Below are 26279 nucleotides of genomic sequence, written 5' to 3'. Positions count from 1 at the left end.
CATCACCACCGGAGCTGCCGCGTGGGGTGATCGGAAGCGTGCCAGCGCTCGAGTTCGACATGCGGACACCTGGTGTGACTGTTGCGCACGAGCACGCTGTGACGTGCGTTAAACGCGGATAGCGCGGTGGCGCGATGTTACCGGAATATGTCCTTTGCGCCACTGGCTGACTGTGTATGAGAACGGGACAATGCACTTGAATGACCCACACGCAAGGAGCTATATGTCCCCTGTCTCATCCGTACCGCCCGCCGACAGCGCCACGGCGCTCGCCCATTTCAGCGCGTCGTTGTCATTCGAAACCGATTGTGCCGACGTCCATGCGGCGCTCGTGAATGACGACCCACGTGCGGTCGATTTCATACTGCTCGACGTGCGCGGTCCGCTGCATTTCTCGCGCGGCCATGTGCCGGGCGCAGTGAATCTCATGCACGGCAAGATTGTGGCGTCGAAGCTCGCCGCCTATCCGCCCGATACGCTCTTCGTCACCTATTGTGCGGGCCCGCATTGCAACGGAGCGACGCGCGCCGCAATCAGGCTCGCGCAGCTCGGCCGCCCCGTCAAGGTAATGATCGGCGGCATTACAGGCTGGCTCGACGAGGGGTTCCAGCTCGCTGTGGTCGAAGAGACGTTGCCTCGGCGCGATCCGCCTGCTCTCGATTGACTTCGTTTTCGTCGTCTTTCCCTTCGGTCGTGCAGGCACATCAGGCGGCTTGATCGTGGCATTGCGCGCCATGCCGGATGAGTGTGGCGGGATCATCGATCTCCGGTAACATCACGCCATGCACAATCATCTCGTCGTCGCGCTCGCTTACGACCGGCTCTGCACTTTCGAATTCGGCTGCGTGACCGAACTGTTCGCGCTCGAGCGTCCCGAACTCGGCGTGGACTGGTATCGCTTCGCGGTCTGCGCAAGCGAGCCGGGGCCGATCCGGGCGGCGGGCGGCATCACGCTCGCCGCGCCTTATACGCTCAAGCTGCTGGAGCGCGCCGACACTATCGTCATTCCCGGCTGGCGCGATGCGGACGAAATGCCGCCCGAACCGCTCCTGAAGAAAATCCGCGCCGCCTACGCGCGCGGCGCGCGACTCTGTTCGATCTGCTCGGGCGTGTTCGTGCTTGCGGCGGCGGGCGTGCTCGACGGCAAGACCGTTACGACCCACTGGCGCTATGCCGACAAATTGCAGCAGCGCTATCCGCAATTGCGCGTGCAACCGGACGCGCTGTATGTCGACGAAGGGCAGATCATCACCTCGGCAGGTTCGGCGGCGGGGCTCGACATGCTGCTGCACCTGGTGCGGCGCGATCACGGCAGCGCCGTGGCGAACCGCGTCGCGCAGCGGCTCGTGGTGCCGCCGCATCGCGAGGGCGGCCAGGCGCAGTTCGTGCCGCGTCCCATGCCGCACGACGACAGCGGCCGTCTGTCCAGACTGATGGACTGGGTGCGCAGTCATCCTGCTTTGCCGCATACGTTGCGCTCGCTTGCCGAGCGGGCGGCGATGAGCCCGCGCACCCTGCAGCGGCAGTTTCACGATGCCACCGGCATGGCGCCTTATGAGTGGCTCGTGCGTGAGCGCGTGGCCATTGCGCGCGATCTACTCGAAGCGCAGGCGCCGCTGCCGATGGCGCGCGTCGCCGAACTAGCGGGCTTCGGTTCCGAGGAATCGTTGCGGCGGCACTTCCGGCGCATTGCATTGACGAGTCCGGGTGCGTACCGCAAGAAGTTCGGTGTGCGGGACACGGCCTAGGGTCAGGACGCGCGCGGCGCGCAACCACTGTCGAAGGTCGATACCATGAGCGGGCGTTGACATGTCGCGCTGTGGTCTACTGTCGAACAGTGGGGCGCCGCGCCGCGCGGCCTGCGCCCTCGGTCGCGGCAATGCGCAACTTGCCCGCATTCAAAGGAAACTCATGCTCGATATCGTCAGCACGATCGCCAGCTTTAACGCCGGTCGCGATCCCGAACGGCTCGCGATGAAATATAAAGCCATGCGCACGTCGCCGTTCGTATTTTTGCGCGGCACGTGTCACCTGTTTTACGAGCGCCTGCCGCGCGACAAGATGTTCGACGACGCGCCGCCGGTGTGGATCTGCGGCGACATGCATCTGGAAAATTTTGGCAGCTACAAGGGCGACAACCGGCTGATCTACTTCGACAACAACGACTTCGATGAAGCCTGCCTCGCGCCGAATCTCTACGAACTGGTGCGTCTGTTGACGAGCGTGCTGGTCGGCGCGAGCGATCTCAAGCTGAGCCGCTCGCAGGCACTGGCGCTGTGCCACACCGCGCTGGAAAAGTATGGCGCGGCGCTGGCGAACGGCAAGGCACGCTGGATCGAAGCGGAAACCGCAACCGGCATGGTGCGCGATCTGTTCGTCGCGCTTGCGAGCCGCACGCGGGCGGCGCATCTGGACCGGCGCACCGCGCTCAAAGGCAAGACCCGCATGCTGAAAGTGGACGGCAAGAAAGCGCTGGCGGTCAGCGACGCGCAGCGTGCCGCCGTCACGCAGTTCATGCAGAGGTTCGCCGCGGGCGAGACCGATCCCGGCTTCTTCCGGATTCTCGACGTGGCCCGGCGCATTGCCGGCACGGGGAGCCTCGGTGTGGATCGTTATGTGATTCTCGTCGAAGGCAAAGGCTCGCCCGACGGCAACTATCTCATCGATCTGAAGGAGGCGCTGCCTTCTTCCGTGACGCCGCACGTGAGCACGCCGCAGCCGGCGTGGCAGACGGAAGCGCAACGCGTCGTCGAAATCCAGCGGCGCGATCAGGCGGTCTCGCAGGCATTCTTGCATGCGGTCGAATTCAATCAGCGTTCGTATGTGCTGCGCAGCCTGCAGCCTTCGGAAGATCGCGTGGCCTTGAGCGACTGGGACGGCAAGCTGCCGCGTCTCGAAGCGGTGGTCGGCAGCATGGCCGAATTGAGTGCGTGGGCGCATCTGCGCAGCGGCGGGCGGCAGAAGTCGTCGATCGCCGACGATCTGATCGCGTTCGGCAATCGCCAGGACTGGCAAGTACCGTTGGTGGGAATCGCGACGCAGTGCGAGGCGCAGGTGGCGGCGGACTGGAAAACCTACTGCGAGGCCTACGACAACGGTGCGTTCAACCTGAGCGCGAAGCCGTGAGATCGTATCGCGCTGGCCGCGCGTGAGATTGCGCCCGCCACGCTTGCGACACCTTCGCGCCGCCTCTCGCCAAGGCTGTCGCAATGCCCGGCGCATCGCCGCGCCTGGCGTGCCAGCCATCGCTCCAGACAAACCCTGATTGCTGCGTCGAATCCGCCGCTGCTATCGTTCGCAGGTCTCGTGGAAGCGCTTCCACCCAGCTCTCAGGCATGGGCGTTTTGGCTTCCGCCGTACCCGGTTCAACGACCTCAGCGAGGAATCCGTGGCAAACGACGCATCCGCTGTATCCGACGCTCTGTCTCCCCGTTCCCCATCACTCGCCGATCCTTTCACGCCGCCCGCAGACTCGTCGCTATGGCGCAAGAACTTCCTGCTCGGCGCGGCCACAGCTTCGTATCAGATCGAAGGCGCGGTGAACGAAGACGGCCGCCTCCCGTCCATCTGGGACACGTTCTCGGCGAAGCCCGGCAAAGTGCTGGCCGGCGACACCGGCGCGATGGCCTGCGATCACTATCATCGCTGGGAAGCCGACGTCGAGCTGCTGGCCGGCCTCGGCCTCGAAGCCTACCGGCTCTCGATCGCCTGGCCGCGCGTGATGGACGCGGCCGGCGCGCCGAACCGCAAAGGGCTCGACTTCTACAAGCGTCTGCTGGCGCGGCTGAAAGAGAAGGGCATCACGACCTTCGTCACGCTGTATCACTGGGATTTGCCGCAGCATCTGGAAGATCGCGGCGGCTGGCTCAATCGCGATATCGCCTACCGTTTCGCCGATTACGCCGACCTGATGAGCCGCGAACTGGCCGGCAGCGTCGACGCATGGATGACGCTCAACGAGCCGTGGTGCTCGGCGTATCTCGGCTATGGCAACGGCCACCACGCGCCGGGACTCGCCGACGCGCGCTACGCCACCCAGGCCATGCATCATCTGCTGCTGGCGCACGGTCTAGCGGTGCCGGTGTTGCGCGCCAACGATCCGGCGTCGCAAGTCGGCATCGTCGCCAATATTGGACGCGGCACGGCCAATAGCGAGAGCGCCGCCGACCAGCGCGCGGCGCATCTGTTCGAAGTGCAGCACAACGCGTGGATTCTCGATCCGCTCCTCAAGGGCAGCTACCCGCAGGATCTGTTCGAGTTGTGGCCTGGCACGGAGCCGCTGGTGCTCGACGGCGACATGCAAACCATTGCCGCGCCGCTGGACTTCCTCGGCATCAACTACTATTTCCGCACGAATGTCGCGAGCGACGGCGCGCATGGTTTCACGGATGTGCCGCTCGAAGGCGTCGAGCGCACGCAGATGGGTTGGGAGGTGTATCCGGACGGCCTGCGCGATCTGCTGACCGGTTTCAATGCCACGTATGCGAACCTGCCGCCGATCTACATCACCGAAAACGGCATGGCCTCGGACGACAAGGTGATCGACGGCCAGGTGGAGGACAGCCAGCGCATCTCGTTCCTCAAACGCCATCTCGCCGCGGTCGATCAGGCGATCAAGGCCGGCGTAGAGATTCGCGGCTATTTTCTCTGGTCGCTGATGGACAACTTCGAGTGGGCCTTCGGATACGAGCGTCGCTTTGGTATCGTGCATGTCGATTACGCTACCCAGAAACGCACGATCAAACGCAGCGCGAGTCTGGTGTCGAAATTCCTGAAGGAGCGCAAGGCACGCAGTGAATAGCAGGTGAAAGCTGGTTTGTATGTCGACTTGAAACACGGGCGCCAAGGTTTGGCGCAAGTTGGTTGCATGATCGAGAGGAGACGGAATGAACAGCAAAAAACTGGTCTTGCGAGGCGTGGTTGCGGCACTGGCGTTGTATGGCGTCGTCGCGCAGGCGGAGCCCTTGAAGGCCAACGTGATTCACTGGTGGACCTCGGGCGGCGAGTCGGCCGCGATTCGCCAGTTTGCCGATGCGTATAACAAGGCCGGCGGGCAGTGGGTCGACAACGCGGTGGCGGGCGCGGATCAGGCGCGCTCCACGGCGATCAACCGGATCGTCGGCGGCGATCCACCCACGGCCGCGCAGTTCAATACGTCCAAGCAGTTTCACGACCTGATCGATCAGGGCCTGTTGAACAACGTCGATGACGTCGCGGCGAAAGAGAACTGGAACGGCGTGTTCCCCCAGTCGATTCTCGACAGCGTCAAAGTGAAAGGACATTACTACGCCGCGCCCGTCGATATTCATATGCCTGCGTGGTTCTTCTACTCGAAGCCGGTGTTCCAGAAAGCGGGCATCGCGGGCGAGCCGAAAAGCTATGACGAGTTCATCGCCGATCTCGGCAAGCTGAAAACCGCGGGCGTGATTCCGCTCGCGTTCGGCGGCCAGCCCTGGCAGGAGAAGATTACCTTCGACGCGGTGCTGGCGGACGTGGGCGGCGCCGATCTCTACATGAAGGTGTACCGCGATCGCGACATGAACGCCGTGAAGTCGGACGCGTTCAAGAAAGTGCTGGCGTCGTTCAAACGCCTGCACGATTTCGTCGACCCGGGTTCGCCCGGGCGCAACTGGAACGATGCGACGGCGCTCGTGATTTCCGGCAAGGCGGGCGTGCAGATCATGGGCGACTGGGCCAAGGGCGAGTTCTCGGCGGCCAATCAGAGCGCGGGCAAGGACTTCGGCTGCTTCCCGGGTTTCGGTCCGCATTCGCCGTATCTGGTCGCGGGCGACGTGTTCGTGTTCCCGAAAACGGACAATCCCACTACGATCAAGGCGCAGAATCTGCTTGCCACGGTGATGACCTCTCCGGCCGCGCAAGTGGCATTCAGCGCGAAGAAAGGCTCGATTCCAATTCGTCCCGACGTGGACGGCAGCAGTCTCGACATCTGCGCGAAGGAGGGCATTGCGATCATGAAGGACAAGTCGCGTCAGTTGCCGAATCCGGAAATGCTGCTCTCGCCTGACACGCAGGGCGCGTTGATCGACGTCATCACCAACTTCTGGAACAAGAGCCAGTCGGTCGACGACGCACAGAAAGCGTTTGCCAGTGCGTTGAAGAGCTAGGTGCGCAGCATGCACGCGCTCAAGCTGCCGGCCGGCGGATCGTCGAGGACTCGCCAGGCGCGGCTGAAAAAGCCGCTCAAGAAACGTTTTCCGTTCGCGGCGTGGCTCGCGTTGCTGCCGATGGTCCTGACCGTCGTATTCGCCTATCTCGGCACGATGGTCTGGACCGCGCGCGTGTCGCTCAGCAATTCGCGCACATTTCCTTCCGGCGACTTCGCGGGCTTCACGCAATACGCGCGGCTCTTCAATAACGACCGCTGGCTGCTGTCGCTGCAAAAAAACATCGTGATCTACGGCGCGTGCTTTATCGTGGCGTGCATGGTGATCGGTTTGCTGCTGGCGATTTTCATCGATCAGCGCGTGGTCGCCGAAGGCGCGTTGCGCACGGTGTTTCTCTATCCGTATGCGATGTCGTTCGTGGCGACGGGGCTCGTGTGGCAGTGGATCCTGAACCCGGAACTGGGCGCGCAGGCCGTGCTGCACAAGCTCGGTTTCGCACACGCGCGTTTCGACTGGATCGTCGATCAGGACTGGGTGATTTACACCATCGTGATCGCGACGGTGTGGCAGGCCTCAGGTCTGGTGATGGCGTTGTTGCTCGCGGGCCTGCGCGGTATCGACGACGAGTTGTGGAAAGCCGCGCGCATCGACGGCATTCCGCGTTGGCGGGTCTACATCAGTATTGTCGTGCCGATGCTGGGACCCTCCATCTCCACTGCTTTCGTGCTGCTGTTCGTGATGGTCGTGAAGCTCTACGACGCGGTGGTCGCAATGACGCAAGGCGGCCCCGGCACGGCGAGCGAAGTGCCGGCGAAGTTCATCATGGACTATCTGTTCGGCCGCGCCAATATCGGGCTCGCGTCGGCGGCGTCGATCGTGTTGCTGGCCACCGTGCTGGCGATTCTCGCGCCGTTCTTCTACGCGCGCAGCCGCGCGGCCAGGCGCCAGGAGGTGTGATGAACACGCTCAGTTCGCCGCTCAAAGGCGGCACGCCGCCGAGCCGCGCGCGGCCGCGTCGCCGCCGTACGGCGTTCACGCCGGCGCGCCTCGGCGTCTACGCGTTCCTGCTCACGGCGGCGCTGTTCTTCCTGCTGCCGCTCTACGTGATGCTGGTCACCTCGGTCAAGCCGATGAGCGAGATCCGCCTCGGCAATCTGCTGGCATTTCCCACGCATTTCACGCTCAGCGCGTGGAGCGCCGCGTGGCAGTCCGCCTGCACGGGGCTCGATTGCAACGGTATTCAGGTCGGTTTCTGGAACTCGGTGCGCATTGTCGTGCCGAGCACGATTCTGTCGATCGCGATCGGCGCGGTGAACGGCTACGCGTTATCGTTCTGGCGGCCGCGTGGCGCCGGCGTGCTGTTCGGCGTACTGCTGATGGGCGCGTTCATTCCCGTGCAGGTGATGGTCTATCCGCTCGTGCGCGTGCTGGCGAGCGTGCATCTGTTCAGCTCGCTGCCGGGCATCGTGGTGATTCACACCATCTTCGGCATGCCGGTGATGACGCTGCTGTTCCGCAACTACTACGTGTCGATTCCGCAGGAGCTGTTCAAGGCGGCGCGCATCGACGGCGGCGGCTTCTGGCGCATCTTCGTGCAACTGATGCTGCCCATGTCCACGCCGATCATCGTGGTGGCGGTCATCATGCAGGTCACGGGCATCTGGAACGACTTCATTCTCGGCCTCGTGTTCGCCGGCACCAAAAATCTGCCGATGACGGTGCAATTGAACAACATCATCAATACGACGACCGGCGAGCGCCTCTATAACGTCAATATGGCGGCGACCATTCTGACCTCCATGGTGCCGCTCGCGGTGTACTTCGTTTCGGGCCGCTGGTTCGTGCGCGGCATTGCATCCGGCGCCGTCAAGGGATAGGGCGATGACAAACGTGGCTAATATGGCGAACGCGGCGGGAATGGCGGGTGTGGCGGGTGTGGCGAACAGTCCCGATGCGGCGGACGCCGCGGGCCTCACCAATCCGGCCAACGTCGCGGTGCGCAATCTGACGATTCAACTCGGCGCGAACACGGTGATCGAGAATCTCGATCTCGACGTGCAAGCCGGCGAATTCGTCGTGCTGCTCGGCCCGTCCGGCTGCGGCAAATCCACCTTGCTGCACAGCATTGCCGGCTTGATCGACGTGACCGACGGCAGCATCGAGATTGCCGGCGAAGACATGACCTGGGCCGATCCGAAAGACCGGCGCATCGCGCTGGTGTTCCAGTCGTACGCGCTGTATCCGACCATGAGCGTGGAGCGCAATCTGTCGTTTGCCTTGCGCATCAACGGCACGCCGAAAGCGGAAATCGCGCGGCGCGTGGCGCGTGCCTCCGAGATGTTGCAACTCGGGCCGCTGCTGAAGCGCAAACCGGCGCAGCTCTCGGGCGGACAACGGCAGCGGGTGGCAATCGGCCGGGCGATCGTGCGCGAGGCCGACGTGTTCCTGTTCGACGAACCGCTCTCGAATCTCGACGCCAAATTGCGCACCGAACTGCGCCGCGAACTCAAGCAACTGCACCAGCGTTTGGGCGCGACGATGATCTACGTCACGCACGATCAGGTCGAGGCCATGACGCTTGCCACCCGCATGGCGGTGATGCGCGGCGGCGTGATCCAGCAGTTCGGCACGCCCGCCGAAGTCTACGCGCGCCCCGACAACCTGTTCGTCGCGACGTTTCTCGGTACGCCCGCGATGAACCTGCTCAAGGGCAGGCTCGAAACACGCGACGGCGCGCTCCACTTCTGCGCGGAGCATTGGCGGCTCGACGTGTCGGCGTACCCGTTCAAGACCACGCCGGCGAACGGCTTGCCGTGCGTGCTCGGCGTGCGGGCCGAAGACGTGCGGCTGGCCGAAGGAGCGAGCGAACACGCAAAAGTTTCTCTTGTGGAGCCGATGGGCAACCACCGTGTCATCTGGCTCGACTATCATGGAGTGCAGGTCGCATCGATCGACCAGACGAAGACGCCGTTGGCGATAGGGGACACCGCGGCGTTTTCGTTCGACAGTACCCATGTCTCTCTGTTCGACGAAGCGGGCGGCGCGCGTTTATAGCGCCGGCACGCGGCGTCACTGACAATACAACATGCTTGACGGAGATCCGCGTGGCAACACTCAAAGATGTCGCGGCACTGGCCGGCGTAGGCATGTCGACCGCCTCGCGCGCCATTTCGGGTAAAGGACCCATCTCAGCCGATGCCGCCGCCCGCGTGAAGGCGGCCATCGAACAGTTGAACTTTCGTCCGTCTTCCATCGGCCGGGCCATGGCCACGCAGTCGCTCGGCATGGTCGGCATTTTTGTGCCGACGTTTTTCGGCTCCTACTACGGCACGATCCTCAAGCAGACCGACGAAGAACTGCGCGCGGTGCGCCGTCACGTGGTGGTGGCGACCGGCTGCGGAGAAGTCTCGCCGCGCGAGCAGGCGATCGAGGCGGTGCGCTTTCTGATCGGCCGCGATTGCGACGGCGTAGTGGTGATCAGCCACGATCTGCACGACGAAGACCTGATCATGCTGCACAAGATGCACCCGAAAATGGTGTTTCTGAACCGCGCGTTCGATCAGTTGCCGGAGGCGTCGTTTTGCGCCGACCACCACCGTGGCGGCGAACTGGCGGCGCGCACGCTGCTCGATCACGGGCATCGCGAGATCGCGGTGATTTCCGGGCCTTTCACTTCTTCGGACAACCAGATGCGCCTGGATGGCTTCTTCGCCGAATTGGCGCGCGAGGGCATTGCGCGCGACGACGTCACGCTGATCGAATCGGACTTCTCACCGGAAGGCGGCTACGTCGCCGCGCAAAAGCTGCTCGGCACGAAGCGCCGTTTCACCGGCCTGTTCTGCGCGAACGATACGATGGCCGTGAGTGCGCTGGCCTGTTTTCACCAGGCGGGCATCTCCGTGCCCGGCGAAGTCTCGGTGATCGGTTACGACGACGATTATTCAGCCGCGTATGCCGCGCCCGGACTCACCTCGGTGCATATTCCGACGGCGGAACTGACGCAGAACGCCGTGCGCTGGCTGGTCAATCAGTGCTATCGCACCACATGGGAGATTTTCCGCGAGTTTCCGGTGAGCGTGACGATGCGTGAGTCGGTGGGGCCGGCGCCGGACGCGATAAAGGCCGCGCGGTTGAGCAGCACGTCGTAACTGCTTTTCGTGAGGGAAGGCGGCGCGGCGCTGGCGCTGGCCTTGGCCGCCCCCGCCGCTCGCGTGCGCAGGTTCAGGTGCCGCTGCGCAGCGACTGCTCGTAGCGCAGGCGCGCTTCTTCATCGAGACGCGTATCTTCGAGTTCCTGAAGCACGGCTTCGAGATCGATCGGCGTGCTGTCCAGTTCGACGCGGCCGGTCAACGCGGCGTCGACATGCAATGCGCCCGCTTCGTACAGCGACCAGATTTCCTTGCCGTAACGGGTCTCCAGCAACGCCGGTGCGAAGCGGCCGAAATACGTGGCGAGGTTGTTGACGTCGCGCTCGAGCATGGCGGGCGCTTCGAGATTGCCGGCGGCATCCACGGCCTGCGGCAGGTCGATGATGACCGGGCCGTCGGCGGCAAGCAGGATGTTGTATTCGGACAGGTCGCCGTGAATCATGCCCGCGCACAGCATGCGCACCACCTCGTTCACCAGCCGCGCATGCAGTTCGAGCGCGCGTTCTTCCGTCATCTCGACATCGTTCAGACGTGGCGCGACGTTGCCGTCGGCGTCGGTCACCAACTCCATCAGCAATACGCCGTCGGTGCAGATGAAAGGCTGCGGCACGCGCACGCCCGCGTTCGCGAGCTGAAATAGCGCGTCGACTTCGGCGTTCTGCCAGGCTTGTTCCTGGACTTCGCGGCCATAGCGGCTGCCTTTCTCCATCGCGCGTTGCTGGCGGCTGTTCTTGACCTTGCGGCCTTCGCGGTAGGACGCGGCCTGGCGGAAGCTGCGCTGCTTCGCGTCCTTGTAGACTTTCGCGCAGCGCGTGGCGTCGCCGCTGCGCACCACGTAGACGGTGGCTTCCTTGCCGCTCATCAATTGGCTGATGACTTCGTCGATCAAGCCTTCTTCGACCAGCGGGAGCAGACGTTTCGGAGTTTTCATGCGACCGCCGAAGAGCGGTGGGCGGCGCGGCGGGGATAAGCGGCCGGCTGCGAGGGCAGGTGTTGCGGGATTCGGATCATGCGGGATTATACGGGGAGACCGCATCGAGCATTAAAACAGCCATGATCCGGGTCCTGAACTGGAAGGCTGCGTGCCCGATGATTTCAATGCGCTTTCGAATCGCTAGAACCGTCCATCTAATTGCCGCGCGATAAAAAGGCGAGCCGATGTGCCGGTCAGAGTGGGGGGTACGCGCGCAAGCGTTTGCGCAACGCGTTGGCCGTTGAACATACGGCTCGCCTGCATTAATGCCGCATTTTCTGCTGATTTCTCGATGCAACCGGTTGCGGACTCACACGAGATTGTTGTAGCTGCCGACACAGTCATTTGCTGTTTTCCCCCATTCAATTCGGATGCCGATCACGTAAACTCGCCGGTAACAAGATGTTACGGGGTGCGAGATGTTGGCCGTGTTCTTCATAGCCTGCCCGATCTGCATCGCCGCGTTGTTTGGTTTCGCGCGGCACGTGGATCCGGTGACGGGACAGTTCAAGCGTTGAGTCAGTCAGCCGGGTGTTGTCCGCAGCGGCAATCGAGCGCGTGCTGCAACGTTCTCTTTTCTTTAGCCGACCTCGCTACAAGTCTTGCCTTTGAGTGACGAGTCGCGGCACGATGCGCGATAACCTGGATTAGGGCAGTATCGCGTATGCGAGATTTTCTGGCGGCTATCACGGCACGCGTCAGCGTGCTGAAGGGCGTCCTTCCTCTGAACCGCGCCGCGGCGGCGCGCGATGCGTTGGCCGGTGTGCAGCTTGCGTCGATGGATATTCCGCAAGTGCTCGGCTACGCGCGTATTGCCGGCATGCCGGCTGTCACGGGTCTGTACACGGTCTTTCTGCCGCTGATCGCCTTTGCGTTTTTCGGCGCCTCGCGGCATCTGGTCGTGGCCGCCGACTCCGCGACCGCCACCATCTTCGCAAGCCGGCTTGCCACCATGGCGCCGGCCTCCAGCGCGGAATATGCCGCGCTCGCCGCGATGGTCGCCTTGCTGACCGCTGCCTTGCTGTTCATCGCGCGGATTTTCAAGCTGGGCTTTCTCGCCGATTTTCTGTCGCGTACCGTGCTGGTCGGATTTCTCGCCGGCGTCGGCGTGCAGGTCGGCATTGCGATGCTCGGCGACATGGTCGGCTTGCCCGGACACGCCGCGCGCAGCGTCGATCAGCTCATGCTGGTGGTGCGCGAAGCCTCGCAGATCAATCGGCCGACGCTTGCCATTTCGCTGCTGGTGGTCGTCGCCATTCTGACGTGCAAGCGCTTTCTGCCACGCGTGCCGGTGCCGTTGATCGCGGTCGTGGCGGGCATTGCCGCGAGCGATTTCTATCGCTTTTCGGCCCACGGCATCGCCGTGCTCGGCCCGGTTGCGGGTGGGTTGCCGCCACTGCGCGTGCCGTCGGTCACATGGCAGCAGATGCTCGATCTGCTGCCCGTGGCGGCGTCCTGCTTTGTGATGATCGTCGCGCAGAGTGCCGCCGCGAGCCGCGTGTTCGCCGAGCGTCACCACGAAGCCGTCGATACCAACGCCGACTTGCTCGGCATCGCCGCAGCCAATGCGGCGGCGGCGTTTTCAGGCGCCTTCGTGGTGAACGGCAGCCCGACGCAAACCGCCATGGCCGATCTCGCCGGCACGCGCAGCCAGTTCGCGCAGTTGGTCTTCGCGGCGGTGGTGGTGGCGGTGCTGCTGTTTTTCAGCCGCTTTTTGCAGTATCTGCCGCACTGCATTCTGGCCAGCATCGTGTTTACGATCGCCATCGGCCTGATCAATCTGAAGGCTTTGTTTGCGATTCGCCGGGAGAGTCCCGGCGAATTCGCGCTGGCCGTGTTCACCGCGGCGGCGGTGGTGCTGATCGGCGTCGAGCACGGCATTCTGGTGGCGGTGGCGCTCTCGCTGCTGCGTCACGTGCGCCACAGCTACCGTCCGCATACGATGGTTCTCGCTCCCGGCGACGACGGCGTCTGGGTGCCTGTGCCCGCCGTGCCCGGTATCCAGACCGCGCCGGGCCTGATCGTCTACCGCTTCGGCGCCGATCTGTTTTACGCGAACGACCACTTTTTCGTCGACGATACGCGCCGCCTGATCGACCTCGCCCCGAGCAAGGTGCACTGCTTCGTGATCGACGCAAGCGCGATCACCGACATCGACTATTCGGCCTCACGCTCGATCGGCGAGTTGTGCCAGACGTTGAAAAGCGAAGGCATCGAGGTCTTGTTCGCGCGCGTGAACCGCTATTTGCGTTCGGACATGGACCGGCACGGCATCACGCCGATCGTCGAGGAAGGTTGCATCTTCAACACGTTGCACGAAGCGCTGCGCACGGCCGGTGTGGAGAAGCCCGACCGGCATGTGAAAGAGGCGACGTAAGCGCGGGTTTGCGCGCGGGCAATGCGATGCGCAGCTTCTTCCGGCGTGGCGGTTATTCGTCAGCGAAGAAATAACCGATGAAGAAACACACGCCCGCGATAACAGCGCCCAATGCGGCCACGGTATAAGCGAGCGCCGTGCCGTGCCACAGCCCATCGAACCACTGATGAAGCTGTGCCATCAGCACCGCCGCATTGCCGCCGATACGCTGCAATTCGATCTGATAGCGCGGATCGGCCACGCTGTACATGGAGACGGCGCTGTCTGACGGTGGCGTGGTCGCATAGATGATCACGGCCAGGATCACACCGGTCACGAACGCCGTGACGCCCGCGAGGTAGAGCCGTTTCTGCCATGGCGAGCGCTGCGTTGTCGGATTCACCTCGTTGCTGCCGCTCATCGTATTCGTCTATCCGCGTCGATTGTCACGGCGACAGTATCGCAGAGCGGCGGGCGTCTCCCTACGCGCTCAGTTTTTCGAAGTCAGCAGCTTGATGCCGGCAATGCCGAACATGATCGCGAGCGACCCGTCCAGCCAGCGCCGGATCGACGCATAGATGCGCCGTGCGGAAGCGGTAGAAAACAGCACCGCATAGCTGCTGAACACCGATACGCCGATGCACATGCAGCCGAGCACCACCGGCGCGGTATGCGACGTGCCTCCGGCCGGCGACATGGCCAGCGAGACGATCGACAGCCACACCAGAATCGCTTTCGGATTGGTGAGATGCAGCAGCAGGCCGCGCAGATAGAGACGCTTGAGTGGTTCGTCGTCACGCGCCGTGCCCGTGGGCAATGTCTTGGGGCGGAACGCGGAGCGCGCGGATTTGAAGCCGAGCCACAGCAGATACAGCCCGCCGGCAATCTTGATCGCCACCAGACATTCCGAGTAAGTGGCGAGTACCGCCGACAAACCCAGCGATGCCAGCAGCGCCCAGAAGAACGAACCCGACACCACGCCGAGCGCGACGGTCAACGCGAAACGGCGGCCGGAACTCATCGCCAGTGACATGATCGCGAGATTGCTCGGCCCGGGGCTCGCCGTACCGACGAAGTAGGCGCTGTAGGCGATCAGGACATCGGCGGTGAGGAAGGTGCTGGCGATCATGGGCTGGACCTCGGCGGCGGGCAGGGCGTGCGGCTCGGTGCGCACACGGGTAAGGCGCGCAAGACGTCGCGCGAACGCAGATTTTGCGCGCGAGGGGCCGAATCCCACAGATACAGTTGGTTGCTTCGGCAACAGCACAATCGCGCAGACGCGGCGACTTAGGCTCACGCACCGGCTGCCATGCCGATGCAATCCGCGAGCGCGCCCGCCACCGCCTGGCGACTATGCCGCGGACGCTGCACGAGGCCGATCTCCCGTTGAAACGTCGCTTCACCGAGTTCAAGTGCGACGACGCCGGCGGGCCATTTGCCAAGCCCCGCGCTATTCGGCAGCAGCGCCACGCCGATGCCGCGCGCGACCAGTTGCACGATGCCTTGCAGTTCGTCCAGCTCGATCACGTCGCGTACATTGACCCGCGAGCGTCGCAGAAACCGGTCGACCAGCCTGCCGCCGAACGAGGTGCGGTCGTAGCGGATAAACGGCTCGCTGCGCAGCAGTTCGCGCCAGGACCGCGCCGCGCCCTTGCCGCGCACGAGCGCCCTGGGTACGAGCAGCACGAACGGCTCGGTGACGAGCGTGCGCCATTCGAGTTCGGATGGCAGTGCGAAGGGCGGCTTGATGATGACGGCCAGATCCAGTTCGCCGGAGTCCACTTGCCCCAGCAAGCCCAGCGACACGCCGGGCACGACCCGAATGCGCCAGCCGGGACGGTCGTCGCGAAAGCGCGCGAGTGCGTCGGCGAGAAACGACACTTGCGCGGATGCAATCGCGCCCACACGCAGCATGCCGCTTTCCGCCGCGACCGCGCCACGTTCGGAGAGCCGCGCGTAGAGCGTCATCATTTCCTCGGCGAGCGTGAGCGTTTCGCGGCCGGCGTCGTTGAGCGTGGCGGAACGGCCGGTGCGGTCGAATAGCGCGAAGCCCAGTTCTTCTTCGAGCCGTTGCATCTGCGCGCTCACGGCGGATTGCGTCAGGCCGATGCGCGCGCCGGCGCCCGAAAACGTGCCGTACTGGCTCACTGCGATGAAAGTCTTGAGTTCGCTCAGCATGTTCGATTGATCGAATTTGGTGATAGTGAGGTCAAATATATATCGTTTTTCACCATTTTTAGTCATGGTTAAACTTTGCCTCACGCGTGCGGCCTTCAAAGCGCCTGCACGTTCAACCCAATTCCACTCAGCGAGTTTCCCCATCATGAGCGTTGCCGATACCGTCTTGCCGCCGTTCCATCTGGCGTTCCCTGTTCATAGCCTTGCCGCCGCGCGCGAATTTTACGGCGAACTGCTCGGCTGTCCGGAAGGGCGCAGTTCGGACGCGTGGGTCGATTTCAATTTCTACGGCCATCAGATCGTCGCGCACCTTGCGCCGGAGGAAATCGGCCACCGTCACACCAGCAAGGTCGACGGTGACGCCGTGCCGGTCCGCCACTTCGGCGCGGTGCTCTCGATGGCGCAATGGCAGGCCGCTGCGGACAAGCTGCAGGCGGGCGGCATCGACTTCATCATCGAGCCGCATGTGCGTTTCAAGGGCGAAGTGGGTGAACAGGCGACCATGTTCTTTCTCGACCCGTCGGGCAACGCGCTGGAATTCAAGGCGTTTGCGGATATGTCGGCGTTGTTTGCGAAGTAACGCGGTTATCGATCTGGTAACTTGACGACGATCGATCAGGCTTTGAATGCGCGTGAAGTATTTGCTTCGCGCAAAACGATCTATGCGATGTTTCGCGACGCGCTCGCGTGACATCGCGTGAAAGCAGCGCCTCAATTTCGGCTATCTTCTCTCAACATACGTTTGCTTCCGGGCAAACTCCCTCGCAGTTCAAACGTCGTTTTTCCTTGCATTAGCCTTCCTGACAATTCCGCCATTTTGGCGCCATGCAGGTGTTGGTGCTAGCGATCTAGCATAAGCGCTGATTCACCCATCCCTTACCTGCATTCATTCGGGCGCGTTTCATGTGGATCGTCAACGTTGCGCTTAAACGGCCATACACGTTCATCGTGATGGCCATTCTGATCTTGCTGGCGACGCCATTCGTGCTGTTCACCACGCCGGTCGACGTGCTGCCGGAAATCAATATTCCGGTGGTCAGCATCATCTGGACCTACACTGGCTTGTCGGCCGAAGACATGGCCAACCGCATCACCTCGGTCAACGAGCGCAGTCTGACCACCACGGTGAACGACATCGAGCACATCGAATCGCAATCGCTCGCGGGCATCACGATCCTGAAGGTGTTCCTGCAGCCGAGTGCGAACATCCAGACCGCGATCGCGCAGACGGTGGCGGTCGAACAGGCGCAGCTCAAGCAGATGCCGCCGGGCGCCACGCCGCCGCTGGTGATCAGCTATTCGGCGTCGAGTATTCCGGTGATACAACTCGGCCTGTCGAGCCCGAAGCTCTCCGAGCAGGCGCTCAACGATACGGCGCTGAACTTCCTGCGCCCGCAACTCGTGACGATTCCCGGCGCGGCCGTGCCGTATCCTTACGGCGGCAAGTCGCGGCTGATCTCGGTCGACCTGAACACGCGCGCGTTGCTGGCCAAAGGCCTCACGCCCTCCGATGTGGTCAGCGCGTTCAACGCGCAAAACCTGATCTTGCCGACCGGCACGGCAAAGATCGGAGCGAAGGAATACACGATCAACATGAACGGCTCGCCCGCCACGGTGGAAGGGCTCAACGATATTCCGGTGCGCACGCTCAACGGCGCGACCACGTATCTGCGTGAAGTCGCGCACGTGCGCGACGGCTTCTCGCCGCAGACCAATATCGTGCGGCAGGACGGCCATCGCGGTGTGCTCATGTCGGTGCTCAAGAACGGCAGTGCGTCGACGCTCTCCATCGTCAATACGCTGAAGGGGCTGCTGCCGAACGCACAAGCCGCATTGCCGCCTGATCTGAAAATCACTGCATTGTTCGATCAGTCGGTGTTCGTGAAAGCGGCAGTGCAGGGCGTGGTGCGCGAGGCGCTGGTCGCCGCCGCGCTGACCGCCGCGATGATCCTGCTTTTTCTCGGCAACTGGCGCAGCACCTGCATCATCGCGATCTCGATTCCGCTGTCGATCCTGTCCTCGCTGATCGCGTTGCACGCGCTCGGGCAGACCATCAACATCATGACGCTCGGCGGTCTCGCGCTGGCGGTCGGGATTCTGGTGGACGACGCGACGGTGACGATCGAGAACATCGAACGGCATCTGCATATGGGCACGAATCTGCACGATGCGATTCTCGACGGCGCGGGTGAAATCGCAATCCCGGCGCTGGTATCGACGCTCTGTATCTGTATCGTGTTCGTGCCGATGTTCTTCCTGACCGGCGTGGCGCGTTACCTGTTCGTGCCGCTCGCCGAAGCCGTGGTGTTCGCGATGCTGGCTTCGTACATTCTCTCGCGTACGCTGGTGCCGACCCTCGCGATGCTGCTGATGGGTCACGCGCACAAGCCGAAGCCGGGCACGAAGCCGAATCTGTTCATGCGTCTCTATCAGCGCTTCGATCGTGGCTTCGAGCGGATGCGTGCCGGCTACATCATGATTCTGAGCAGCTTGCTGGTGCGTCGTGGCAGGTTCGGCAGCGTGTTCCTCGGCTTCTGTGTCGTTTCGATGGGCCTGATTTTCGTGCTCGGCGAAGACTTCTTCCCGAGCGTGGACGCCGGCGACATTCGCCTGCATATGCGTGCGCCGACCGGCACCCGTATCGAGGAAACCGCGCGTCTCGCGGACCAGGTCGAAAATGTGATCCGCGAGGTCGTGCCGAACAAAGAGCTCGGCACGATTCTCGACAATCTCGGTTTGCCCTATAGCGGCATCAACCTTTCGTACAGCAACGCGGGCACGATCGGCACGCTCGACGGCGAGATCCAGGTGGCGCTCAACGAAGATCACAAGCCGACGCAAATCTACGTGGACAAACTGCGCGCGCTCCTGCCGCAGCGCTTTCCGGGCGTCGAGTTTTTCTTTCAGCCGGCCGACATCGTCACGCAGATTCTCAACTTCGGCCTGCCTGCCGCCGTGGACGTGCAGATTTCCGGCGCGAATCAGGAGGGCAATTTCGACGTCGCGCGCAAGCTGCTGAAACAGGTGCGCATGATTCCCGGCACGGTGGACACGCACATCCAGCAGAAGCTGGACGAACCGGCGATCAATCTTCAGATGGACCGCACGCGGCTTCAGCAACTCAATCTGAGCGCGAGCAACGTGGCGCAAAACGTGCTCATTTCATTGTCGGGCAGTTCGCAAACGTCGCCGGGTTTCTGGTTCAATAACCGCAACGGCGTGGAATACAGCGTGGCGGTGCAAACGCCGCAGTATCAGGTGTCGTCGATCGATGAACTGTTGCGCACGCCGGTCTCCGGTGCGGCCAACGGCCCGACGCAATTGCTCGGCAACCTGGTGCGGGTTTCGCCGAAGAGCCAGTTCGCGGAGGTGACGCACTACAACATCAGGCCGGTGATCGATCTGTATGTGAGCGTCGAGAAGCGCGACCTGGGCAGTGTGGCGAATCAGGTCGACAAGCTGGTGGACAACGTGCGTGCGTCGTTGCCGCGCGGCAGCCAGATTACGGTGCGCGGACAGGTGCAGACCATGCGCAGCTCGTTCTTCGGTCTGGGACTCGGCGTGGCGATGGCAATCGTGCTGGTGTACCTGCTGATCGTGGTGAACTTCCAGTCGTGGGTCGATCCGCTGATCATCGTCAGCGCGTTGCCCGCGGCGCTGGCGGGGATTGTGTGGATGCTGTTCCTGACCGGCACGCACCTGAGCGTGCCGGCCTTGACCGGCGCGATCATGACGATGGGCGTGGCCACCGCCAACAGTATTCTGATGGTGTCGTTCGCGCGTCAGCGTCTGTCCGCCGGCGCGCCGCCGCTGACCGCCGCGCTCGAAGCCGGTGCAAGCCGGATCAGGCCGGTGCTGATGACGGCCTTCGCGATGATCATCGGCATGATTCCGATGGCGCTCGGTCTCGGCGAAGGCGCAGAGCAAAATGCGCCGCTCGGCCGCGCGGTGATCGGCGGCCTGCTGTTCGCCACCGTGTCCACCCTGTTTGTCGTGCCGCTGGTGTTCGCGGCGATTCACTCCCGCCTCGCGCGCCGCCACCGCGGCGATGGTGACGATGGCGGCGCGAATCACATGGATTCCCGCGGCGACGGCCCCGCGCCCGACCACGGCGGCGCTGCCGAGCCCGCGTAAAGTTAAATGACGGCTGACTGAGATGGCTGACTGAGATGACCGAAAAAACTCATGCATCGCTAGCGATTCCTGCGCGAGAGACGGAGGGCGGCCACGCTTTGCCGCCGCGCCATCAAGAATGGAAACGCGCCAAAATCGCCATGTGGATCGTGCTGGCGCTGTTAGCCGTCGGGGCCTTGCGCACCGTGATCGCCAACATCATGCAGGACCATTCGGTGGCGGAGACCACGAAGCAGAACGCCACGCAGTATGTGAACGTGGTGAGTCCGACCCAGACCGAAGGCGGCGGCAATACCTTGCTGCCGGGTACGCTGCGCGGCTTCGTCGAATCGCCGATCTACGCGCGCTCCACCGGTTATCTGCTGCACTGGTACGCCGATATCGGCACGCGAGTGAAGCAGGGCCAGTTGCTTGCCGATCTCGATACGCCGGAGATCGACCAGGAACTGGCGCAGGCTTTGGCGCAGCGCCAGCAAACCAGTTCGAGCCTCGGCCTCGCCAAGAGCTCGCTGGACCGTTGGCAGCAATTGCGTCAACGCGATGCAGTCTCGCAGCAGGAACTCGACGAACGGCAAAGCACTTACTCGCAGGACGTGGCCAACCTCGCTGCCGCCGATGCCAACGTCAAGCGCCTGCAGCAGCTCGAATCGTTCAAGCGCATCGTCGCGCCGTTCGCGGGCGTGGTCACGCAACGCAACGTGGATGTCGGCGACCTGATCGATGCGGGCAGCGGCACCAGCCGCGCGCTGTTTGCGCTCGCGCAGTCGGACCCGTTGCGCGTCTATGTGCAATTGCCGCAGGCGTACGCGCAAAACGTGTCGGTGGGACAGAAGGTGGTGGTGACGCAGGCCGAATTGCCGGGCCAGCAATTCCACGGCACGATCACGCACATTTCCGGCGCGATCGACGTGCCGACCCGTTCGCTGCAGGTCGAAGTGACACTGCCGAATCCGGACGACAAACTGCGACCGGGCGCATATGTCCAGGTCGCGGTGCCGGCCGTGGCGCACGCCCAATTGATGGTGCCGGGCAACGCACTGCTGTTTCGCGCCGAAGGCCCGCGCGTCGCGGTGGTCGATGCGCAGGGCAACGTGCAGTTGCACAAGATCGTGATCGCGCAGGACCTCGGACAGTCACTCGAAATCGAAAGCGGCATCGAGGCGAACGACAAGATCATCATCAACCCGAGCGATTCGATCGCGGACGGCGATCACGTGCAGATCCAGCAGCCGCAGGCCAACGGCAAGGGGGCGTCGTGAAGCGCGTGGCCACATGCCGTGCGTTGACGACGCTCGCTGGCGCGGCGCTACTGGCCGCGTGTACGGTCGGGCCGAATTACGAAAGGCCGCAGGCAGAAGTGCCGCCCACCTGGCAAACCGATTCGTACTGGCGCGTGGCCGTGCCGTCTCATGCACCGATTTCGCCGGACTGGTGGAACGCGTTCAGCGATCCGACGCTCGCCACGCTGGAAACGCAGGCGCTCGCGCAGAATCAGACGCTGGTAGCGGCCAGCGCGCACTACGAGCAGGCGCGGGCGACGCTCGCGAACAACCGCGCGCAGCAGATTCCCGAAGTCGATCTCGCGGCGCAAGGATCGCGCTTCCGGATTTCGCAGAACCGTCCGCGGACGAACTACGGCACGGCTACGACGTCGACGGTGCAAAACAATGTGCAGCTCGGCCCCACCATCAGCTACGACACTGATCTATTCGGCCGGATACGTCGCGAGGTGGAGGGCGCGGCGGCTTCCGCGCAGCAATCGGCGGATGATCTCGCCAACGCGCGGCTCGTGCTCACCACCGATCTCGCCAGCGACTATTTCTCGCTGCGTGAACTCGACGCCGAGATCGACGTGCTGAATCAGTCGGTGAAACTGCAGCAGAAAGCGCTCGACTACGTCACCACGGAACACGATCTCGGCTCGGTGTCCGGACTCGACGTGCTGCAGCAGAAGTCGCTGCTCGACTCGACGCGGGTGCAGGCGCAACTGCTGCTGAATCAGCGCGCGCAGTTCGAACATGCGATCGCCGCTTTGGTCGGTGTGCCCGCGCCGCAGTTTTCGATCGAGCCCAAGGTGCTTGCGGTGCAGGTTCCGGCGATTGCGCTCGGCGTGCCCAGCGACGTGTTGCAACGGCGGCCGGATGTCGCTTCGGCGGAGCGCGCGATGGCCGCGGCGAACGCGCAGATCGGCGTCGCCAAGGCGGCGTTTTTTCCGAGTCTCACGCTGGCGCCGAGCATCGGTTGGGAAAGCACGCAGTTCGCCAGTCTGCTGAGCGCGCCGACGCTGATGTGGACGCTCGGCGCGGCCGTCGGCCAGGTGCTGTTCGACGGCGGCCGCCGCGCGGCCAACGTGAAGTTTGCAAGCGAAGGCTACAAGGCCACCGAGGCGAACTATCGCCAGACCGTGCTCACCGCGTTCCAGCAGGTGCAGGACGGCATCACCGGACTCTCCGTGCTGGACGGCGCGGCGAAGCAGTCGAGCGAGGCCGTCACGGATGCGCGGCATCTGCTGGCGCTCGCCAACGACCGCTATTCGGGCGGCCTCGTCGCTTACCTCGACGTGATCACCGCGCAGCAGTCGCTGCTCACCAGCGAGCGCCAGGACGTGCAGATTCACGGCCAGCAGATGACGCTGTCGGTCTCGCTCGTGAAGGCGCTCGGCGGCGGCTGGGACGTCGGTGCGGACATGTCGAATACGCCCGCGAGCGCGCAGCCCAACGACACGAAGGAGGCGATGGCTCCCGCGCGGTGAGCTGGCAGATCATGAAGCAGCAGGGCAGCAACAGGGGCAGCAGCGGAAGCACGCGGCGGTGCGCAAGACGATTGCAAGGCGTTTCGTATAATGCACATACAAGGGGACGCGCATGAAATTGCTGATTGTTGAAGACGAGCACAAGGTGGTGGACTACCTGCGCTCCGGTTTGACAGAGCAGGGGTGGGTCGTCGACGTCGCGCTCGACGGCGAGGAGGGCATGCATCTGGCCACCGAATTCGATTACGACGTGATCGTTCTCGACGTGATGCTGCCCAAGCGCGACGGCTTCAGCGTGCTGAAAGCGCTGCGTATGCGCAAGTCCACGCCGGTCATCATGCTCACCGCGCGCGATCACGTGAACGATCGCGTGCGCGGCCTGCGCGAAGGCGCGGACGACTACCTCACCAAACCCTTTTCGTTTCTCGAACTGGTCGAGCGGCTCCATGCACTCGCGCGCCGCACGCGCTCGCAGGAGTCGACGCTGATTTCCGTCGGCGATCTGTTCGTCGATCTGATCGGCCGGCGCGCGACCCGCGACGGTGTGCGCCTCGATCTCACCGCGAAGGAATTCCAACTGCTCAGCGTGCTCGCGCGCCGGCAAGGCGACATTCTGTCGAAGACCGCGATTACCGAACTCGTCTGGGACGTCAACTTCGACAGTCATACCAACGTGGTCGAGACCGCGATCAAACGATTGCGCGCCAAGCTCGACGGCCCGTTCCCCTCGAAACTGCTGCATACCGTGCGCGGCATGGGATACGTGCTCGAAGTGCGCGAAGAGGCGGAGCAGTCATGAATCGCTCGATTGCCCGGCGCCTCGCATTGATGTTCGCGTTCGTCGCGCTGTTCGTGTTCACGCTGGTCGGCACGGGGCTTTTTCTGGTGCTGCGCACGCAGCTCGAACATCATCTGCGCGAGTCGCTCGACGACCGCACGCAAATCGCGCGCATCATCGTGTATCACGCCGTGACGCCGGAGAAGTGGCGCATGGCGCGGGAAAAACTCACCGACATGACACCGCACGACGGCAGCACGGTGTATGCGGTGTCGAGCACCGATCCGTATTTCCATTACGGCACACCGGTCGACGGCACGGTGGTCACGAACTGGGCGGACGGTTATTCGCGCGTGACGCCGGCTGGCGGCGGCCAGGACATGCTGACCTCCACGGCGACGCTCCCGGCTTACGGCGCGCGTCCGGCGGTGCAATTGCAAGTGGCCGTGAGCTATTCGCCCAATGTGCGCACCATGCGCGTGTTCGCCCTGGCGCTTGCCGCGTTGTCGGCGCTCGGCAGTCTCGCCGTGCTGTTGCTCAGCTATTCGGTCACGCGGCTCGGCCTCGCGCCGCTCACGCGCCTCACGCGCGACGCTTCCGCTGTGAGTCCAGATAACCGCTCGCAGCGTCTGAATACGGCCTCGCTGCCGCTCGAACTGAACGACCTGGCCAACTCCTTCAATGGCGCGCTGGAGCGCCTCGACGGCGCGTATGGCCGCCTCGAATCGTTCAATGCGGACGTGGCCCACGAACTGCGTACGCCGGTGACGATTCTGATCGGCCAGACAGAAGTGGCGTTGACACGCAATCGCTCGGTCGACGATCTGCGCCATACGTTGCAATCGAATCTCGAAGAGTATGAGCGCATGCGGGCGATCATCAACGACATGCTGTTCCTCGCTCGCGCCGATCAGGGCGAACGTGCGACGGGCCTCGTCGACGTGTCGCTGGCCGCGGAAGTCGCGCATACGCTGGAGTTTCTGGAGATACCGCTCGAAGAAGCGCGGGTGCGTGCTCAATTGCGCGGCGACGCCATGGCGCGCGTGAATCGCTCGCTGTTTGGCCGCGCCTGCACGAATCTGTTGATGAACGCTATCCAGCATTGCGAGCCGGGTGCAGAGATCAGCGTGACGATCGTGAGTGAGGAAGACCAGGTGCGCGTCGCGGTGGCCAATCCCGGTGAGCCGATCTCGCCAGATGTGCTTCAACATCTGTTCGACCGGTTCTATCGCGCGGAAGTCTCGCGCACGAATAGCCGCGAAAACCACGGCTTGGGTCTTGCGATCGTGAAGGCGATCGCGGAGATGCATCGCGGCAGCGTGTCGGCGCAAAGCGCGCACGGCATCAACACCTTTGTGTTTTCGGTCGCGGCGGTTTCGCCAATGGAAGCCGGCGTGCCGGCAGCGCGCTCGAACCCGAGTGCGGCTGCTGACGGAAGCGGTTATTCGTCGCTGGCGAAGAGCAAGTCGGCCTGAACCGGCAGACGCCGCAGCGGCGTTCGAAGGTCGTCTCGAGGCTCATCGAGACACATTTGCACGGCTGCCGGCACGTGCACTAAAAATCCAGCGTGAACTGAGCCGGCGCGTCGCTCTCCGTCGCTCCCGCACGCTGGAGGCCGCCCGCCTTGACGCCCAGCAGCCTGATGGATTTAACAAGGTCGACCCGTTTCAGACACTGGGTGGCCGCGTGACGCAGTGCCTTAGCGTCCGCGACGGGTTCCGGGAGCGTCACGTCACGCGTTACCGTCTGAAAGTCGTTGAAGCGAAGCTTGATCCCGATCCTGCGCGCGAGATAGCCTTTACGCTGCAAATCCAGCGCCACCTGTTCGCATAAACGGGTAAAGGCGGCACCGAGTTCCTGCCTGTGTCGTACGGCGTGCAGGTCTTGCTCGAAGGTGGTCTCCCGGCTCATGGAGACAGGCTCGCTATGAGTCACCACGGGCCTGTCATCGAGCCCATGGGAAACTCTGCGAAGCCATGACCCATAGCTGCGTCCGAACTGTTCGATCAGCCATTGCTCGCTGCATGCGGCAATTTCGCCGATGGTCGTTATTCCTAGAGACGTCAGCCTGGCGTTGGCCTTGGGCCCAATGCCGTTGATTTTTCTGGCAGCCATGGGCCAGATCCTGGCTTGCAAATCTTCAAGCCGCAAGATCGTGATTCCGTCTGGCTTTTGCATGTCCGAACAGAGTTTTGCCAGGAGCTTATTGGGCGCAATGCCAACCGAACAGGTGAGATTGGTTGCCTCGAAGACGGCGGATTTCAGGTTGCGTGCAATTTGCTCCGATTCGTCATTCAGGAGCGATACGTCGGCGTAGACCTCGTCGATTCCCACGTCCTCGATTGTCGGACTTACGGACCGAATTGCGTCCTTGAACAGGCGTGAGTACGTTCGATAGAGATCAAAGTTCACCGGAAGGAGAATGGCATCCGGCGCTAGCCGGGCCGCCTGCATCGTGGGCATGCCGGAATGAACTCCAAGCGCCCGTGCTTCGTAGGTTGCGGTCGTCAGGACGCCTCTGCCCGCATAGTCGCGTAACCGCGCGAATTCACGCGTGCCGTCCGCGTTGGTTCGGGGCGCGTCCGAACGACGGCCGGCAACCACCATGGCTTGGCCTCGCAGTTCCGGATACTGCGAAAGTTCACAGGACGCAAAGAACGCGTCCATGTCAATGTGGGCTATGCGCCTATCATCTGGCATGCCTTGATACTCAAAAATAGCGTTCACTGTCTAGTCTTGGCCACACGGCGCTTATCGGAGCCCGTAGTGATGAACGTCGATATCGCGAGAAATCGCGTTCTGCGGCGCAAATACCCAGACTGTACATTCATACAG

The 26279-nt window shown here is 63.2% G+C and carries 21 protein-coding genes; 16 read left to right on the top strand and 5 right to left on the bottom strand.

Going from position 1 to position 26279, the window contains the following annotated elements; genetic code table 11:
• Nucleotides 1-223 precede the first annotated feature (223 nt).
• From B0G75_RS11545 to B0G75_RS11505, 9 genes are all read left to right on the top strand, one after another.
• Complete coding sequence (locus tag B0G75_RS11545) at nt 224-664, top strand: rhodanese-like domain-containing protein (protein ID WP_106304753.1); 441 nt, start codon at nt 224-226, stop codon at nt 662-664.
• A gap of 118 nt (nt 665-782) precedes the next feature.
• Nucleotides 783-1748, top strand: coding sequence for a transcriptional regulator FtrA (gene ftrA, locus B0G75_RS11540; RefSeq protein WP_106304750.1), 966 nt, complete (start codon nt 783-785; stop codon nt 1746-1748).
• Between the two features lie 163 nt (nt 1749-1911).
• The gene (locus B0G75_RS11535) at nt 1912-3126 is read left to right on the top strand and encodes a DUF2252 domain-containing protein (RefSeq protein WP_106304747.1); all 1215 of its coding nucleotides are present in this window, start codon (nt 1912-1914) and stop codon (nt 3124-3126) included.
• A 262-nt stretch (nt 3127-3388) separates the two neighbouring features.
• Entirely contained in the window at nt 3389-4801 is a 1413-nt protein-coding gene (locus tag B0G75_RS11530) for a GH1 family beta-glucosidase (RefSeq protein ID WP_106304744.1), read from the top strand.
• An 85-nt stretch (nt 4802-4886) separates the two neighbouring features.
• A complete protein-coding gene (locus tag B0G75_RS11525) occupies nt 4887-6125 on the top strand; it encodes an ABC transporter substrate-binding protein (protein ID WP_106304741.1) in 1239 nt (412 codons plus the stop codon).
• 9 nt (nt 6126-6134) lie between these two features.
• A complete protein-coding gene (locus B0G75_RS11520; protein WP_106305634.1) occupies nt 6135-7082 on the top strand; it encodes a carbohydrate ABC transporter permease in 948 nt (315 codons plus the stop codon).
• Nucleotides 7082-8002: a carbohydrate ABC transporter permease gene (locus tag B0G75_RS11515; protein WP_106304738.1), complete on the top strand. Its 921-nt coding sequence runs from the start codon at nt 7082-7084 to the stop codon at nt 8000-8002. The genes B0G75_RS11520 and B0G75_RS11515 overlap by 1 nt, the downstream gene beginning before the upstream one ends.
• Nucleotides 8003-8006: 4 nt before the next feature.
• Entirely contained in the window at nt 8007-9179 is a 1173-nt protein-coding gene (locus tag B0G75_RS11510) for an ABC transporter ATP-binding protein (RefSeq protein WP_181309229.1), read from the top strand.
• Nucleotides 9180-9229: 50 nt separating this feature from the next.
• A complete protein-coding gene (locus B0G75_RS11505; protein ID WP_106304735.1) occupies nt 9230-10273 on the top strand; it encodes a substrate-binding domain-containing protein in 1044 nt (347 codons plus the stop codon).
• A gap of 73 nt (nt 10274-10346) precedes the next feature.
• On the opposite strand, the gene B0G75_RS11500 is transcribed toward B0G75_RS11505, so the two are convergent.
• Nucleotides 10347-11204, bottom strand: a complete 858-nt coding sequence (locus B0G75_RS11500) for a PA4780 family RIO1-like protein kinase (protein WP_106304732.1) — start codon at nt 11202-11204, stop codon at nt 10347-10349.
• 706 nt (nt 11205-11910) lie between these two features.
• On the opposite strand from B0G75_RS11500, the gene B0G75_RS11495 reads away from it, so the two are divergent.
• A complete protein-coding gene (locus tag B0G75_RS11495) occupies nt 11911-13623 on the top strand; it encodes a SulP family inorganic anion transporter (protein WP_106304729.1) in 1713 nt (570 codons plus the stop codon).
• A 52-nt stretch (nt 13624-13675) separates the two neighbouring features.
• Here B0G75_RS11495 and B0G75_RS11490 read toward each other — a convergent pair whose 3' ends face one another.
• The 3 genes from B0G75_RS11490 to B0G75_RS11480 form a co-directional block, all read right to left on the bottom strand.
• The gene (locus B0G75_RS11490; RefSeq protein ID WP_106304727.1) at nt 13676-14023 is read right to left on the bottom strand and encodes a hypothetical protein; all 348 of its coding nucleotides are present in this window, start codon (nt 14021-14023) and stop codon (nt 13676-13678) included.
• A gap of 69 nt (nt 14024-14092) precedes the next feature.
• Nucleotides 14093-14731, bottom strand: coding sequence for a LysE family translocator (locus B0G75_RS11485; RefSeq protein ID WP_106304724.1), 639 nt, complete (start codon nt 14729-14731; stop codon nt 14093-14095).
• 164 nt (nt 14732-14895) lie between these two features.
• Entirely contained in the window at nt 14896-15780 is an 885-nt protein-coding gene (locus B0G75_RS11480; RefSeq protein WP_106304721.1) for a LysR family transcriptional regulator, read from the bottom strand.
• A 145-nt stretch (nt 15781-15925) separates the two neighbouring features.
• Between B0G75_RS11480 and B0G75_RS11475 the strand changes: the two genes are divergently transcribed.
• The 6 genes from B0G75_RS11475 (at nt 15926) to B0G75_RS11450 (ending at nt 24919) form a co-directional block, all read left to right on the top strand.
• Nucleotides 15926-16360, top strand: a complete 435-nt coding sequence (locus tag B0G75_RS11475) for a VOC family protein (protein WP_106304718.1) — start codon at nt 15926-15928, stop codon at nt 16358-16360.
• Between the two features lie 323 nt (nt 16361-16683).
• Nucleotides 16684-19914, top strand: a complete 3231-nt coding sequence (locus B0G75_RS11470; RefSeq protein ID WP_106304715.1) for an efflux RND transporter permease subunit — start codon at nt 16684-16686, stop codon at nt 19912-19914.
• 35 nt (nt 19915-19949) lie between these two features.
• A complete protein-coding gene (locus B0G75_RS11465; protein ID WP_106304712.1) occupies nt 19950-21173 on the top strand; it encodes an efflux RND transporter periplasmic adaptor subunit in 1224 nt (407 codons plus the stop codon).
• Nucleotides 21170-22666 carry an efflux transporter outer membrane subunit gene (locus B0G75_RS11460; RefSeq protein WP_106304709.1) on the top strand — a complete coding sequence of 499 codons (1497 nt, stop codon included), beginning with the start codon at nt 21170-21172 and terminating at the stop codon, nt 22664-22666. The genes B0G75_RS11465 and B0G75_RS11460 overlap by 4 nt, the downstream gene beginning before the upstream one ends.
• A 112-nt stretch (nt 22667-22778) precedes the next feature.
• Complete coding sequence (locus tag B0G75_RS11455; RefSeq protein WP_007176723.1) at nt 22779-23465, top strand: heavy metal response regulator transcription factor; 687 nt, start codon at nt 22779-22781, stop codon at nt 23463-23465.
• Nucleotides 23462-24919, top strand: a complete 1458-nt coding sequence (locus B0G75_RS11450; protein WP_106304706.1) for a heavy metal sensor histidine kinase — start codon at nt 23462-23464, stop codon at nt 24917-24919. Before B0G75_RS11455 ends, B0G75_RS11450 begins: the two co-directional genes overlap by 4 nt.
• 79 nt (nt 24920-24998) lie before the next feature.
• Here B0G75_RS11450 and dinB read toward each other — a convergent pair whose 3' ends face one another.
• On the bottom strand, nt 24999-26144 hold the full coding sequence (dinB, locus tag B0G75_RS11445; RefSeq protein WP_106304703.1) for a DNA polymerase IV: 1146 nt from the start codon (nt 26142-26144) through the stop codon (nt 24999-25001).
• Between the last annotated feature and the right edge of the window lie 135 nt (nt 26145-26279).

The organism is Paraburkholderia sp. BL18I3N2, assembly GCF_003001875.1.
GTDB lineage: Bacteria > Pseudomonadota > Gammaproteobacteria > Burkholderiales > Burkholderiaceae > Paraburkholderia > Paraburkholderia phytofirmans.
The sequence above is the reverse complement of the archived record's forward strand: the minus strand, read 5'-3'. Positions and strand labels throughout refer to the sequence as shown.

Excerpts from the sequence above, each read along its gene's own strand:
- B0G75_RS11520 (WP_106305634.1), top strand. The coding sequence starts at position 6,135 with ATGCACGCGCTCAAGCTGCCGGCCGGCGGATCGTCGAGGACTCGCCAG.
- B0G75_RS11465 (WP_106304712.1), top strand. The coding sequence starts at position 19,950 with ATGACCGAAAAAACTCATGCATCGCTAGCGATTCCTGCGCGAGAGACG.
- B0G75_RS11545 (WP_106304753.1), top strand. The coding sequence starts at position 224 with ATGTCCCCTGTCTCATCCGTACCGCCCGCCGACAGCGCCACGGCGCTC.
- B0G75_RS11455 (WP_007176723.1), top strand. The coding sequence starts at position 22,779 with ATGAAATTGCTGATTGTTGAAGACGAGCACAAGGTGGTGGACTACCTG.
- B0G75_RS11525 (WP_106304741.1), top strand. The coding sequence starts at position 4,887 with ATGAACAGCAAAAAACTGGTCTTGCGAGGCGTGGTTGCGGCACTGGCG.
- dinB (WP_106304703.1), bottom strand. The coding sequence starts at position 26,144 with ATGCCAGATGATAGGCGCATAGCCCACATTGACATGGACGCGTTCTTT.
- B0G75_RS11500 (WP_106304732.1), bottom strand. The coding sequence starts at position 11,204 with ATGAAAACTCCGAAACGTCTGCTCCCGCTGGTCGAAGAAGGCTTGATC.
- B0G75_RS11485 (WP_106304724.1), bottom strand. The coding sequence starts at position 14,731 with ATGATCGCCAGCACCTTCCTCACCGCCGATGTCCTGATCGCCTACAGC.
- B0G75_RS11495 (WP_106304729.1), top strand. The coding sequence starts at position 11,911 with ATGCGAGATTTTCTGGCGGCTATCACGGCACGCGTCAGCGTGCTGAAG.
- B0G75_RS11510 (WP_181309229.1), top strand. The coding sequence starts at position 8,007 with ATGACAAACGTGGCTAATATGGCGAACGCGGCGGGAATGGCGGGTGTG.
- B0G75_RS11450 (WP_106304706.1), top strand. The coding sequence starts at position 23,462 with ATGAATCGCTCGATTGCCCGGCGCCTCGCATTGATGTTCGCGTTCGTC.
- B0G75_RS11535 (WP_106304747.1), top strand. The coding sequence starts at position 1,912 with ATGCTCGATATCGTCAGCACGATCGCCAGCTTTAACGCCGGTCGCGAT.
- B0G75_RS11470 (WP_106304715.1), top strand. The coding sequence starts at position 16,684 with ATGTGGATCGTCAACGTTGCGCTTAAACGGCCATACACGTTCATCGTG.
- B0G75_RS11490 (WP_106304727.1), bottom strand. The coding sequence starts at position 14,023 with ATGAGCGGCAGCAACGAGGTGAATCCGACAACGCAGCGCTCGCCATGG.
- ftrA (WP_106304750.1), top strand. The coding sequence starts at position 783 with ATGCACAATCATCTCGTCGTCGCGCTCGCTTACGACCGGCTCTGCACT.
- B0G75_RS11475 (WP_106304718.1), top strand. The coding sequence starts at position 15,926 with ATGAGCGTTGCCGATACCGTCTTGCCGCCGTTCCATCTGGCGTTCCCT.
- B0G75_RS11515 (WP_106304738.1), top strand. The coding sequence starts at position 7,082 with ATGAACACGCTCAGTTCGCCGCTCAAAGGCGGCACGCCGCCGAGCCGC.
- B0G75_RS11480 (WP_106304721.1), bottom strand. The coding sequence starts at position 15,780 with ATGCTGAGCGAACTCAAGACTTTCATCGCAGTGAGCCAGTACGGCACG.